General features: G+C 48.1%; 14 protein-coding genes. All 14 read right to left on the minus strand.

Features of this window, described 5'->3' with window-relative positions:
- Positions 1-2: 2 nt before the first annotated feature.
- Complete coding sequence (gene trpA / locus NSS94_RS14210; protein WP_341039519.1) at positions 3-809, minus strand: tryptophan synthase subunit alpha; 807 nt, start codon at positions 807-809, stop codon at positions 3-5.
- Entirely contained in the window at positions 806-2,002 is a 1,197-nt protein-coding gene (gene trpB, locus NSS94_RS14215; protein ID WP_039271089.1) for a tryptophan synthase subunit beta, read from the minus strand. Before trpB ends, trpA begins: the two co-directional genes overlap by 4 nt.
- Positions 1,999-2,670 (minus strand): phosphoribosylanthranilate isomerase, encoded by a 672-nt coding sequence (locus NSS94_RS14220; RefSeq protein WP_341039521.1) that lies wholly within the window; start codon positions 2,668-2,670, stop codon positions 1,999-2,001. Before NSS94_RS14220 ends, trpB begins: the two co-directional genes overlap by 4 nt.
- Positions 2,667-3,461 (minus strand): indole-3-glycerol phosphate synthase TrpC, encoded by a 795-nt coding sequence (gene trpC / locus NSS94_RS14225; RefSeq protein ID WP_029517342.1) that lies wholly within the window; start codon positions 3,459-3,461, stop codon positions 2,667-2,669. The genes NSS94_RS14220 and trpC overlap by 4 nt, the downstream gene beginning before the upstream one ends.
- On the minus strand, positions 3,451-4,497 hold the full coding sequence (gene trpD, locus NSS94_RS14230) for an anthranilate phosphoribosyltransferase (protein WP_069012428.1): 1,047 nt from the start codon (positions 4,495-4,497) through the stop codon (positions 3,451-3,453). Before trpD ends, trpC begins: the two co-directional genes overlap by 11 nt.
- A 34-nt stretch (positions 4,498-4,531) precedes the next feature.
- The gene (gene trpE, locus NSS94_RS14235) at positions 4,532-6,082 is read right to left on the minus strand and encodes an anthranilate synthase component I (RefSeq protein ID WP_029517340.1); all 1,551 of its coding nucleotides are present in this window, start codon (positions 6,080-6,082) and stop codon (positions 4,532-4,534) included.
- Positions 6,083-6,584: 502 nt separating this feature from the next.
- A complete protein-coding gene (aroH, locus tag NSS94_RS14240; protein WP_029517339.1) occupies positions 6,585-6,959 on the minus strand; it encodes a chorismate mutase in 375 nt (124 codons plus the stop codon).
- 2 nt (positions 6,960-6,961) lie between these two features.
- The gene (gene aroB / locus NSS94_RS14245; RefSeq protein WP_318627154.1) at positions 6,962-8,056 is read right to left on the minus strand and encodes a 3-dehydroquinate synthase; all 1,095 of its coding nucleotides are present in this window, start codon (positions 8,054-8,056) and stop codon (positions 6,962-6,964) included.
- 1 nt (position 8,057) lies between these two features.
- Positions 8,058-9,227, minus strand: a complete 1,170-nt coding sequence (aroC, locus tag NSS94_RS14250; protein WP_013310720.1) for a chorismate synthase — start codon at positions 9,225-9,227, stop codon at positions 8,058-8,060.
- Positions 9,228-9,456: 229 nt separating this feature from the next.
- Complete coding sequence (locus NSS94_RS14255) at positions 9,457-10,257, minus strand: CheR family methyltransferase (RefSeq protein WP_023989169.1); 801 nt, start codon at positions 10,255-10,257, stop codon at positions 9,457-9,459.
- Between the two features lie 30 nt (positions 10,258-10,287).
- A complete protein-coding gene (ndk, locus tag NSS94_RS14260; RefSeq protein ID WP_029517337.1) occupies positions 10,288-10,731 on the minus strand; it encodes a nucleoside-diphosphate kinase in 444 nt (147 codons plus the stop codon).
- Between the two features lie 110 nt (positions 10,732-10,841).
- On the minus strand, positions 10,842-11,816 hold the full coding sequence (locus tag NSS94_RS14265) for a polyprenyl synthetase family protein (RefSeq protein ID WP_029517336.1): 975 nt from the start codon (positions 11,814-11,816) through the stop codon (positions 10,842-10,844).
- Positions 11,813-12,679: a menaquinone biosynthetic enzyme MqnA/MqnD family protein gene (locus NSS94_RS14270; RefSeq protein WP_029517335.1), complete on the minus strand. Its 867-nt coding sequence runs from the start codon at positions 12,677-12,679 to the stop codon at positions 11,813-11,815. Before NSS94_RS14270 ends, NSS94_RS14265 begins: the two co-directional genes overlap by 4 nt.
- Positions 12,636-13,295, minus strand: a complete 660-nt coding sequence (locus NSS94_RS14275) for a UbiX family flavin prenyltransferase (protein ID WP_029517334.1) — start codon at positions 13,293-13,295, stop codon at positions 12,636-12,638. Before NSS94_RS14275 ends, NSS94_RS14270 begins: the two co-directional genes overlap by 44 nt.
- Positions 13,296-13,300: the final 5 nt, after the last annotated feature.

Here is a 13,300-nt window from a genome sequence, read left to right on the forward strand (position 1 = left end):
CATTATTGCTTTAATTGTGCCACAAAATTATGAATTTGCAAAAGACCTTCTTGCCTGCGTGCAGAATCATTCAGTAGCGGAATGGCCTCCTCTACCTGACGTACAATAGCACTGCCGACTACAACTCCATCACAAATGTTTGAAAACCGGGCTACCTGTTCTTGAGTAGAAATCCCGAAGCCGACCGCTACCGGAATATCCGTATGCCGTTTGACCTGCGCGATAAAGCTCTCTATACCTTCAAAAAAGGAAGCTCTTTCCCCAGTTACACCCAGCGAGGATACACAGTATACAAATCCACGGGCCTGACGGACAATTCGCTCGATCCGCTGTTCAGACGTTGGAGCCACCAGAGGAATCAGATGCACACCCACCTCTGCTGCCCGTCCTCCCAGCTCCTCCGCTTCCTCAAGCGGAAGGTCCGGAATAATAAGACCGCTGATACCGTGCTCCTGCAAGCCTGCAAAGAAAGCATCCATCCCCATCTGTAATACAGGGTTATAATACGTGAACAGAATAAAAGGCAGGTTTGAACCTGCCGCCCTAGCCAGAGAAGCTGTCTCCATGCACGTGCGGATGGAAATTTGCCGTTTCAGTGCACGCTCAGACGCGCGCTGAATTACAGGACCATCAGCCAGCGGGTCGGAATAGGGTACACCCAGTTCCAATATGTCAGCTCCGGCCGACTCTAACTGCCGAATGATCTCTATCGTCGTATCCACATCCGGGTCGCCTACCGTCAGAAAAGGAATTAATGCCGTTTTGCCTTCATTTTTAAGGCGATCAAACGCCTGATCAATTAGATTCATGACGGATTTCCTCCCAAATACTTGATAATGGAGTCCACATCTTTATCCCCTCGTCCAGACAAACAAATAACGATAATATCATCTGGCGTCAACGTAGGTGCCAGCTTGACGACCTGCGCAACTGCATGTGCCGACTCTAATGCAGGAAGTATTCCTTCGGTACGGCAGAGGAGCTGAAGCGCATCCAGCGCTTCCTGATCCGTGATCGGAACATATTGGGCCCGCTCAATATCTTTCAGGTATGAATGCTCCGGTCCAACACCTGGATAATCCAGTCCAGCCGAGATGGAATGCGCAGGTTGCACTTGTCCGTACTCATCCTGAAGCAGATAACTCATAGAGCCTTGGAAGACCCCTTGTGTTCCCTTGGTCATCGTAGCTGCATGGAATTCTGTTTCGACACCTTTTCCAGCGGCCTCCACGCCAATCAAAGCGACACCCTGATCCTCAATAAAAGGATAAAACATGCCGATGGCATTGCTTCCGCCACCGATCGCTGCCACGATGACATCCGGCAATCTGCCTTCCTTCTCTAGGATCTGGCGACGCGTTTCATCACCAATCACGCGTTGGAAGTCCCGCACCATCATTGGATATGGATGCGGGCCGACAGCCGAACCCAAAATATAAAACGTATCATGGACATGGCTGACCCAGTAACGCAAGGCTTCATTACCAGCATCCTTAAGTGTACGTGTACCCGATGTCACTGGAATGACCTCTGCACCCAAAAGCTGCATCCGAAAGACGTTCAACTGCTGGCGCACAGTATCCTCTTCGCCCATAAACACCTTGCATTCCAATCCGAGCAACGCAGCCACAGTTGCTGTCGCGACACCATGCTGTCCTGCGCCTGTTTCAGCAATAACCTTCTGTTTACCCATACGCTTCGCCAGCAATCCCTGAGCTAATGCATTATTGATTTTGTGAGCACCGGTATGATTTAAATCTTCGCGCTTCAGGTAAATTTTAGCCCCGCCCAAATGCTGGCTCAGACGCTCCGCATGATAAAGCGGGGTTTCCCGACCAGAATAGTCCTTTAGGAGCCCGTTCAACTCTGCTTTAAACTCGGGATCATCCGCGTACTTACGGTAGGATTCCTCCAATTCAATCAGTGCGTTCATCAACGTTTCCGGTACAAAACGTCCTCCAAATGTTCCAAAACGTCCGTTGTTATCAGGTAATTGTGTCATGCCTGCTTCACCCTTTCTACGAATGCTGTGATTTTTGCAATGTCCTTGACTCCGTTCGTCTCTACACCGCTGGATACATCCAGCCCTTCGGGATGATACTCATGAACCAGCTTTTCCGCATTATCGGCAGTCAGCCCGCCGGCTACAAACAAAGGAATTCCATGTTGATGGGTCCAAGCCTGATAGGCAGGAATTCGATCCCACGCAAACGTTTTTCCAGAACCGCCACCATACAGGGGATCGTATGTATCGAGCAGTAAAGCATCAATTGTTCCGACATAGGCAGCCAATTCGTCCGCCGAGCGTTCTCTCTGTCCTTGACTGTCCACAGACCATGCCTTGAATACCTGTATACCAAAATACTCCCTGATTTCCCGACAGCGCTCTGGACTCTCCTGTCCATGCAGCTGTATGACATCCAAGGGTGCTTTCTCCATCACATCATTTAACAGTGCATCACCTGGGTTCACAAATACGCCCACGCTGCGCGGTCTGCTGCCTGAGGTCCATTCATCCAATACGCGAAGCAGCTCTCCAGCCTGTACGCCGTCAATCCGGCGCTTGCTGTCGGCAAACACAAAACCTATATAATCGACCGGTAAGTTTACCATAGATTTTAGCACTTCAACGCTTTGAAGTCCACAAATTTTTACGCCCGTTTTGTTCATACTTTAATCCCGTCCATCAATTCGGTTACAGCCTGTCCCACATCTTCCTTGCGCATCAGATGCTCCCCTACCAGGATGCCGTGTGCACCCACCGAATGCAGATACTTTACATCTTCCGGTCCAGCAATTCCGCTCTCACTGATGAACGTAATCCCTTTAGGAATTAGTGAGATCAGCTCCTCCGTCGTCTGGAGACGAGTCTCGAATGTTCGCAGATTTCGGTTATTTACGCCAATCAAGGTTGCTGTCCCCAGCTCCAGCACCGCTTTAAGCTCCTCACTGTCATGCACCTCTACCAATGCGTCCAGCCCAAGGTTCTTGGCGATTTGTAAAAAGGACCCTAATACACGCGGTTCCAGTATAGCGGCAATCAACAGCACCGCATCCGCTCCCAGCAAACGAGCTTCATATATTTGCCGTTCATCAATGATAAAATCCTTTCGCAACAGCGGAATCTTCACCTGATCGCGAATCTGCTGTAAATATTCAGGACTTCCCTGAAAATACGTCACATCTGTCAGTACAGAAATGCAATCCGCTCCTGCTCCCTCATATGCACGTGCAATGTCCACCGGATGGAAATCCGGTCGAATCAGCCCTTTGGATGGGGAAGCCTTCTTCACCTCAGCAATCAGTCCGAGCGGACGGTTGCGTCCGCTCGCGATCGCATTTTCGAATCCTCTCGTCGCAGGTAAATCAGCAATTAATCGTTCAGCTTTACTTATTTGAAAATGCTCCTTAAGCTGCTCCACTTCTTGTCGCTTCGTCACCACAATTTTATCAAGATACATATTGATATTCCCCCGTTGCCTGTATTAATTGGTCCAGCTTGGAAAGTGCCCGTCCAGAGTCAATGGCTTCGGCCGCTCGTGCTACTCCGTCCGTCAAGGTAGCTGCTGTGCCTGATACATAAATGCACGCTCCTGCATTCGCTAACACAACATCCCGATAAGCTCCATGCTCTCCGTTTAAAATTCGTCGTATGATATCTGCGTTAACCTGTGCGTCACCGCCCAGTACCTGATCAAGAGAATGCGTCTGCAAGCCCAAATCCGACGGATGAAGCTCGAACGTGTGAACCTTGCCGTCCCTTAGCTCGGATACTCGTGTCGCAGCTGAAATGCTAATTTCATCTAGTCCATCCAGACTACTGACAACCATGGCCCGTTTGGAGCCGAGCTGGTTCAATACCTCGGCAATGACTTCCGTTTTGCTGGCGTCATAAATGCCCAACAACTGCCGATCCGCACCAGCCGGATTCGTCAATGGACCCAGCATATTGAATACCGTCCGCACACCCAGTTCGCGGCGCGGCGCGGCGGCATGCTTCATAGACGGATGATACAGCTGTGCGAATAAAAAGCAGATGCCGATTCGGTCCAGACATGACCTAGCCTGATCACTCGTCAAATGAATATTGACTCCCAATGCCTCCAGGACATCAGCGCTCCCGGCACGGCCACTTGCAGAACGATTGCCATGCTTTGCTACCCGTACAGACATCGAAGCTGCGATGATCGCAGATACCGTGGAAATATTAAACTTGTGAATACCCGAACCTCCGGTTCCACATGTGTCCAGCAGACGACCGCTGCCTTCTTCAGCTTGCACTGGACTAGCGTAGCTACGCATAGCCTCGGCAAAACCAGTGATTTCATCTACCGTTTCCCCTTTGAGGCGAAGAGCCGTCAGCAGCCCGCCAATTTGCGCCTGTGTAGCACTTCCACTCATAATCTGTTCCATTACGCTCCGGGCCTCCGTACGCGAAAGATGCTGTCCCTCCATGATCCGGCTTAACCCCACTTGCATCATGTCATGTCGTTCCATTGTCGTCTCCTCCTCAAAATCAGATTTTTGCGTGTTACGGAGTGTACAAATAATCCTGGTTGATGACGCTGTTATAGGGCTGTGTCGTTGCCGGGAACATCACTTCTGCCGTGCGGATTGCCTTCAGCAATGCCTTTGCTTTGTTCACCGTCTCCTGATACTCGCTTTCCGGAACTGAGTCCCACACAATTCCAGCGCCTGCCTGGACATAAGCCCGGTTCTTTTTAAACACAATTGTGCGAATCGTAATGCAAGCGTCCATATTGCCCGAGAAGCCCAAATATCCAATCGCCCCTGCATAGGGTCCACGTGCTTCCCGCTCCAACTCAGCAATAATCTCCATGGCCCGCAGCTTTGGTGCCCCTGATACGGTACCGGCTGGCAGACAAGACAGGAAGGCATCGAAGAAATCTTTGTCCTCACGTAGCTCACCCGACACATTGGAAACAATGTGCATGACATGGGAATAGCGTTCAATCTCCATAAACGTATCGCATTTGACTGTGCCAAACTGTGATACACGGCCCAAATCATTCCTTCCCAAATCGACCAGCATCAGATGTTCTGCACGCTCTTTTTCATCGTTTAACAGTTCTTCAGCAAGTGCCACATCTTCTGTCTCCGTTACCCCACGCGGTCTCGTTCCTGCAATAGGACGGGTTTCTACCCGGCCGTTTTCCACCTTGACGAGTGCCTCAGGCGAAGTGCCTACGATGATCTCGTCATCCATTTTCAAATAATACATATATGGCGACGGGTTCATCGTGCGCAGCACGCGGTATACCTGTAAAGGAGAGGCCTCTGTATCAATGTGAAAACGCTGGGATAGTACAACCTGAAAAATATCACCGGAGCGGATATACTCCTTCGCCTGCTCTACGTTTGATATAAACTGTTCCTTCGTCACATTGGATTGAATCTCACCCAGTTCCACATCATCTGGAATGGAGGCCGATCCTAATCGCTCAGGCTGAGGCTGCTTGCGCAGATACTGTGCCGTTTCCTCCAACTTGCGTTCCACATCAGCATAAGCAGCTCGAATGTCCTCATCGCGGAACCCTTCGCCTACATGAACATTGCCAACCAGCAAAATTTGCTGTTTCACATGATCAAAGACAATGACTTGATCGCAGAACATAAAACGAATATCATCCATATTCAAATCATCTACCGAGTGCTCTGGCAGCTTTTCATAGTATTGAAGCAGGTCATATCCAAAAAATCCGATAGCCCCGCCTGTAAATGGAGGCATTTCTTTCAGTTTCGGACTGCGGTATTTACGTAGCAATGCTTTGAGCGCTTCAATCGGCTTGTCGTTTAATATTTGCCGTTTACCGTGTTGTTCCAATATCAAACGTCCCTTTTTACCCGAGACCATTAGAAACGGGTCTGTACCGATGAACGAATGTCGCGCCCACTGCTCGCCTCCCTCTACACTCTCTAGCAGAAAGGCACGGTCCCGCTCGGCATACCGACGGAAAATCCGAATCGGCGTCTCCATATCAGCCAGCACTTTTTTGTATACAGGAATCAGGTTAAATTCACTCGCCATCGTTATCACTTGCTCCACATGCGGCGTTAACATGAGATCACTTCCTTTCCAAATTGGCGCAGAACCAAAGGAGAGAATATAAGAAAAACGTCTATCGACGTACCTTCACGGAGGCCAGACCGCGTGTAGCGGAAGTTTTTCTTGCGATTATAGAATTGTTCAGCTCCGCTGAAAATTTTATAAATTCTATAATCGTAAAAAAGCCTCTACCGGTAAGGTAGAGGCTGTCAGTTATTGAAATTATAAGAATGCTCCATATGTAAAATGACTACAGCAAATTGATAAGTATACACTCATCCCTTTGGTTTAACCGCGCAGGTTGCCTCAAATAAGCTTCTCTGTAGAAGAATATCTCTTCATAGACAAAAGCTTACCCGCTACCGCCGATCTCTGTAATCTCATATGGAATTGGCTAAGGCTGCACTCTTCTCATCTCAACTCTGTCTCTGGCTAACTCTACTCTACTTAACTCTGCTACACACACTATATCTCATGGGATGTTACTTTGGCAACCATCAACTTAAAAAACAGGCACTTATTTCCCTTGGGAAGCTAGATCCGGTCTTAAGGCCTGCGCTCCGTTCAAATATACATGTTTAATTTCCCGCTGGGATTTATCAGTGTTCACCTGTACCATCAGACGGATGCACTTGGGCAAACTACCTGCCACAGGAACTTCTAATGCACACATGAGCGGAACCATATCCCAGCCATCAAGCTGACGAATGGCCTTGGCTGGAAAGGCAGTATCCAGATCATGAGTCACCGTAATCCATACGTTACTAATATCCTCTGGCTGAATTTCATTGTAGGATACAATTTCCTCCAGTAGTTGGCTTGTTGCTTCCAAAATTTCATTTTCTTCATTATTCGCTACGGTCGTCGCGCCACGAATTCCACGATTGTACATCGTTACACCCCCTCTTTTAACTGTTCAATAACTCTTCGGATGTAAGAGACGGAAATATCCTTCACAACCTCCACGTGCCCGATGCTACGTGGGACGACAAAAGTAATGCTGCCTTCTTTGAACTTTTTGTCATGCATCATCGCGTCCAGTAGCCGATCTGTATCGAGATGTGACGGAAGGGAGGTCGGTAGCCGTAGTGAAGACAACATATCCTTCGTTGCATCTACCAAAGAAGGATCTGCCCCCAGCTTCACGCCCAAAAGTGCGGAGCCGACCATTCCAATCGAAATGGCTTCCCCGTGTAAAAACTCACCATATCCCGCAATAGCTTCAATCGCATGACCAATCGTATGACCTAGGTTTAAAATAGCGCGCAAATCATGTTCTCGTTCATCGCGTGACACCACTTCGGCTTTAATGGAACATCCCTTTTCCAGACCGTACTCCAGAGCTGTCGCATCCAGTGCAAGCAAATCAGTCGCATGGTCACGGCACCACTGGGCGAAATTAGCATCCCAGATCAAGCCGTGCTTGATCATTTCAGCAAGCCCCGCAGATACCTCACGAGGAGGCAGTGTAGACAACGTATCTACGTCATACAATACAAGTTCCGGTTGATGGAAAGCTCCTATCATATTCTTCGCCAAAAGATGGTTGATGCCGACCTTACCGCCCACGCTACTGTCATGGGCCAGAATCGTAGTGGGGATCTGTACAAACTTGACACCTCTCATATAAGAAGCTGCCACAAATCCAGCCAAATCACCCACGACACCACCCCCAAGTGCAATAACGGCTGAATTGCGATCCAAGCCGCCCTCAATGGCTGCTGTTATGACCTGCTCAAATACAGCAAGCGACTTGGAGGTTTCACCTGGCTTAACGACAAAGGACACTGTCTTGTAGCCAGATGCCTGAAGATTGCTCTCCAATGTTGCCAAGTAGAATCCCGCTACATTTTCGTCAGAAACAATCAACAACGGGCTTTTTTGCGCAATTCCTCGTTCCTTCAACAACTCTCCCGCTCGATATAGCAGTCCTCGTCCAATATGAATAGGATAAGAACGTTCGCCAAGCTGTACCGTCAGCGTACTCATTTTAGTACCGCCCCAATTGTTCTTCGTAGGATGCAATATTCGCACGAATCTCTTCAATCGAATCCCCGCCGAATTTTTCTAGCAAAGCTTTTGCAATCTCCCAAGCTACCACATGCTCCATAACTACGCTAGCCGCAGGTACTGCACATGCATCCGAACGCTCAACCTGTGCAGTGAACGCCTCCTTCGTATCAATGTCGACACTTTGCAGAGGCTTGTAGAGTGTGGGGATCGGCTTCATTACGCCACGAACCACAACTGGCATTCCATTCGTCATGCCCCCCTCAAAACCACCCAAACGATTGGTACGACGGTGATATCCACGTTCCTCATCATATAGAATCTCGTCATGCACCTGTGAACCGCGCAACTCTCCTGCTTCAAAACCGATGCCGATTTCCACGCCTTTAAATGCATTAATCGACATGACGCCTTGTGCGATACGTGCATCCAGCTTCCGATCATACTGTACATGACTGCCCAGACCAATCGGAACACCTTCTACAATACATTCCACTACCCCACCGACTGAATCACCTTCTTGCTTGATCAAATCAATATATGCTTCCATTTTCTTTTCGGTTTCTGGATCGGTTACTCTCACCGAGGAAGCTTCTGTCACCGCAATCAGCTCATCAATCGGCAAATCGCGGTAAGGAGCTTCGATTTCCCCAATACGGATGACCTGACCTGCCACCTTGATTCCGAACTCAGCCAGCAATTGACGAGCCAAACCGCCGCATGCCACACGAATTGCTGTTTCACGTGCGCTGGAGCGCTCCAGCACGTTACGAAGATCCTTCAGGTTGTATTTCATTCCGCCATTCAAATCCGCATGACCCGGACGTGGCCGGTGAACCCGACGCTTTTCTTCATCACTGCCTTCAATAGGCTCAATATTCATAATGTTCTGCCAGTGCTTCCAATCGTTATTTTCCACAACCAGCGCAATCGGTGCACCCGTGGTGTATCCGTGACGTACGCCTCCAGCAATCTTCGCCGTATCTTTTTCAATCTGCATACGCCGACCCCGTCCATATCCTTTCTGACGACGGTGCAGCTGAAAATTCAATTCCTCAAAATCCAATTTTAAATTGCTCGGCATACCCTCTACAATGGCAGTTAGCTGGGGACCATGCGTTTCCCCCGCGGTTAAATAACGTAAACTCATGACGCGTTCCCCCTTTAAACTGTTAAACTGTGCATCGCTAAAATCTTTAACTGTGCTTCATTATAGTATACGCACCTTTCTTTGACAAGAAAAGCCACGTGTATGCAGATAAACAAAAACACGCCTCTTAGCCAAAGGGGCTAAAGGACGTGCTTTGCTAATAAGCCAACCATCAATTACTCAAAGATATAAATAAGTCCCTATAAAACTTTGGATGATGTATGCAGGCTTATGCTTTTTTGCGATAAAAAAAGGTTTCCGTCGATTCCAGACCATATTGGTTAGGAGAAAAGATTTGCTCTGTGCTACCGACAAACAATACTCCGCCGGGACGAAGACTGGCTGCAAACTTTTGATACAACGTATGTTTGGCCTCTTCTGTAAAATAAATCATTACATTTCGACAGATAATGAGATCATAGCCATCCTCAAACCGATCCAGCAGCAAGTTTTGCTTTTGAAATTTCACGGCTTGTTTCAAACGGTCATCAATTCGATACATCGCACCATCCGGCTTAAAATATTTGCTAGCTACCTGCTCAGGCACATCCTTGAGCGAACGCTCCAAATATTTGCCTTCCTTGGCTTTTGCCAATGCACCATCATCAATGTCGGAAGCCGTAATGGAGCAATTCCCCAAAATCCCTTTACCGTCGAGAACCATAGCCAAGCTATAAGGCTCTTCACCAGTCGAGCAGGCCGCACTCCACAGCTTAAGCTTCTGCTTCCCCACAAGCAGTTGTGGCAAGATTGTATCTCGCAGCACTTCCCACCGATTGGGATTACGCCAAAATTCCGAAACATTGATCGTCATCCGATCCAGAAATTCATAGAATAGAGGTTTTTCCTTCATCATGGCATCATAAAAAGAAACAAAACTGGGAAACCCGTTTTTGTTGCGAAGCGTAGTTAACCGCCTTTTCATCTGTGCTTCTTTGTATTGTGCAAGATCAATACCTGTGCTGTCCTTGATTTTGCGGATAAACGCTGTGTAATCGGGGTCCGTCTGACCCAGTTCCATATCCGTCATGCTACCATCCTTCTTCATACGTAATTAAACTTACACCCAGGTCGCCACACTTTTTTCATACCGAACGGATTCTTCCGGCATGAAAAAATTTGCAATCTCGCGCTCTGCGCTCTCCGGTGAATCTGAACCATGAATGAGGTTAAACGGTGTATGTGCTGCAAAGTCTCCACGAATTGTGCCCGGAAGAGCTTCGGTTACTTGTGTTTTACCAATCAACAAGCGGGAAAGCGTAACGATGTTATCCCCTTCCCATACCATAGCAAACACAGGGCCTGATGTGATAAAACCTACAAGCTCTTCAAAAAAAGGCTTGCCCACATGCTCCGCATAATGCCGTTCTGCCTGTTCTCTTGATACTTGTACAAGCTTGCCAGCCGCCATTTTAAAGCCTTTGTCTTCCAGACGACTAATGATACGTCCAATCAATCCACGTTGTACACCATCCGGTTTAACCATCAAAAAAGTACGATCCATCGGCTCACTCCCAATCCAATCTAATGTATTTATACAGTACTAAACTGTATTGTAACAGAAAGCTTGGAACTGGTTAAAGCATTTTGTCACAGCAAACCCAAAACACAACTTTAGTAGGAGCGGCGTGTTACAAAATGAGCAATATCGCGTAGCGTCTTTTTTGTTTTGACATCTGGTAGTAAGTCCAGCGCGTTTAGCGCTTTATTAATATATCGGTCGGCGAGAATTTCAGCTTTAGCGATTCCTTCACTTTTTTTGATTATATCCACCGCTTTGCGTGCGTCTCCTAGCCCATCTCCATCCTGAATGCGGCGGATTTCAGCCAGTAGATCTGCACGCAACTCAGGCTGTTCGAGCGCATAAATCACCGGAAGCGTAATATTCCCCTGTCTCATATCGCTGCCCGGCGGCTTTCCGATCTTTTTTTCTGTTCCGCACAGATCAAGCAGATCATCCTGAATTTGAAAAGCCATACCTACGTTATAGCCGTAGCTGTACAGCAGGGAATTGACACTTTCCTGTGCCTCTGCAGCCATAGCTCCCAGCTGGCAACTAACCGCAATTAATAAAGCCGTTTTGCGCCGTATGCGAAGCAAATAATTACGCACACTCTGATCCACATTAAAAAAATCACGAATTTGTTCCATTTCACCAATGGACATCTGCACCAGCGCTTTAGACAGTACCCGGTGAATGTCGGGATTCGGCAATCCAGCAGCAATAGACAGCGCACGTGCATATATGTAGTCTCCGGTGTACATAGCCACCCGATTGTCCCATTTGGACTTCACGGTGGGTTGACCGCGTCTCATTTCCGCATCGTCAATCACATCGTCGTGAACGAGAGAGGCAGAATGAATCAGTTCCAGAGGTACCGCTATACGCTTGAGCTTGTCCAGATCATATTCTCCAAACTTGCCTCCCAGCAATACAAATACGGGACGCAAACGCTTGCCCCCTGCTTTAAGCAGATGAAGCGACGTATCATTAATCAACGGCTCCGTACTATCGATACTGCGGTACAACTCTTCTTCTATAAAGTTCATATCCTTCTTTAATAAACCGAACAAATCCAATCGTTTCATTCTTTCACCCGTGTCAGCGTATTGTCACTCCAGAGAAGCGGCTTTACTCGTCGGTCAAGCAGCCCCAGTTCATGCGCATACTGAAAGTAAAGCTCTAAACCTTGTTGTTGCTTCTCTCCAAAATCATAACACAGATTAGTAAAGTAGCGCTCCCAATAATCTCGCAGACCTCCAATTTCCTCGCATGCTTCAGAAATAACAGACGTCAAGTCCGACAGACTACGCTGCTTGCTTGCGCGGAACGCACTCGCAGTTTCAGCCACCGCTGCGGGATTTTGAGCAGCAACAGCACGTCGTACTGCCCATACAGCAAAAGTCATACTGTAGCCCGTCCAGCGCTTCCACTCTTCTCCGAGGTCCGTAACATACAGACCTTCGTTTCGCCAAGATGCCTTAATCGCGTGATCTCCAATCAGTAGCCCCGCATCTGCCTGTTCCAGCATCAAGTCAAGATCCGGTTCACAGTCAAAATAGGAAGGCTGACCTTCCCATGCCTTTTGCATCAAAATTTTCAACAAATTCACGGATGTAGCAGAGGTATTTGTTAGTGCAATGGTTCCGTTTTTGATTTCGTCCAGCGGCTTGCGTGAAAATAGTAAAATGGATTGCACAGGACCATCTGCACTGACGGATAAATCCGGCAACAGTAGCATTTCCTCAGCACCGGATGCATACGCAAAGGAGGACATCGCACTGATATCCAAACTCCCATTCAACATACCTTGATTCAATTCAGCCGGAACTTTAGAAACCATCTCCGCCGAATGGAGAAGCTCAGAAGGATTAAAATAATGAAAAATAGGCCAAGCATTTGTATATTTAATTTTTCCGATTGTGATTGTCTTGGTGTCCGGTGTCGGCATCGGAATCCCCCCATCTCGTAAACAGTTGATGTTCTATACGCAAGCTGTCCAATACTTTGCCTACGAGGAACAGCACAATATCATCCAGCGTCTTCGGATGAAAGTAAAAAGCCGGCATGGCCGGAATCATTTTGACGCCAAGTCTCGCAAGCTTAAGCATGTTTTCCAAATGAATGGCATGTAGAGGCGTCTCACGAGGTACAAGGATCAGCGGACGACCTTCCTTCATCATCACGTCCGCTGCCCTCGCCATGAGATTGTCGGACGAACCGTGTGCTACTGCTGACAACGTCCCCATCGAGCATGGCATGATAATCATCGCATCCACCAAATAAGAGCCGCTCGCAATCGAAGCTCCAATATCTGTGAACGGATGGTATACAAGAGAACCGGGACGGCCTCCGAATTGTTCATTCAAAGCCCCTTCCCGGTCAGTTACATTCCAGCCCAACTCCTCTTTCAACACCCGCCAGCCAGCATTAGACACGATCAGGTGAACTGTGTATTGCAAGTCCAGCAGAGTCTCTACCAGTCGCACACCATAAATGCTTCCGCTCGCGCCTGTAATGCCAATAACGATTCGTTTGCCTTGATGTTCGCTCACCTGATTATTCATTAGTA

Source organism: Paenibacillus sp. FSL L8-0644, from assembly GCF_038008165.1.
Taxonomy (GTDB): Bacteria; Bacillota; Bacilli; order Paenibacillales; family Paenibacillaceae; genus Paenibacillus; species Paenibacillus polymyxa_D.

Coding starts and splice junctions, on each gene's coding strand:
- trpA (WP_341039519.1), bottom strand. CDS start 809: ATGAATCTAATTGATCAGGCGTTTGATCGCCTTAAAAATGAAGGCAAA.
- trpB (WP_039271089.1), bottom strand. CDS start 2,002: ATGACACAATTACCTGATAACAACGGACGTTTTGGAACATTTGGAGGA.
- NSS94_RS14220 (WP_341039521.1), bottom strand. CDS start 2,670: ATGAACAAAACGGGCGTAAAAATTTGTGGACTTCAAAGCGTTGAAGTG.
- trpC (WP_029517342.1), bottom strand. CDS start 3,461: ATGTATCTTGATAAAATTGTGGTGACGAAGCGACAAGAAGTGGAGCAG.
- trpD (WP_069012428.1), bottom strand. CDS start 4,497: ATGGAACGACATGACATGATGCAAGTGGGGTTAAGCCGGATCATGGAG.
- trpE (WP_029517340.1), bottom strand. CDS start 6,082: ATGTTAACGCCGCATGTGGAGCAAGTGATAACGATGGCGAGTGAATTT.
- aroH (WP_029517339.1), bottom strand. CDS start 6,959: ATGTACAATCGTGGAATTCGTGGCGCGACGACCGTAGCGAATAATGAA.
- aroB (WP_318627154.1), bottom strand. CDS start 8,056: ATGAGTACGCTGACGGTACAGCTTGGCGAACGTTCTTATCCTATTCAT.
- aroC (WP_013310720.1), bottom strand. CDS start 9,227: ATGAGTTTACGTTATTTAACCGCGGGGGAAACGCATGGTCCCCAGCTA.
- NSS94_RS14255 (WP_023989169.1), bottom strand. CDS start 10,257: ATGACGGATATGGAACTGGGTCAGACGGACCCCGATTACACAGCGTTT.
- ndk (WP_029517337.1), bottom strand. CDS start 10,731: ATGGATCGTACTTTTTTGATGGTTAAACCGGATGGTGTACAACGTGGA.
- NSS94_RS14265 (WP_029517336.1), bottom strand. CDS start 11,816: ATGAAACGATTGGATTTGTTCGGTTTATTAAAGAAGGATATGAACTTT.
- NSS94_RS14270 (WP_029517335.1), bottom strand. CDS start 12,679: ATGCCGACACCGGACACCAAGACAATCACAATCGGAAAAATTAAATAT.
- NSS94_RS14275 (WP_029517334.1), bottom strand. CDS start 13,295: ATGAATAATCAGGTGAGCGAACATCAAGGCAAACGAATCGTTATTGGC.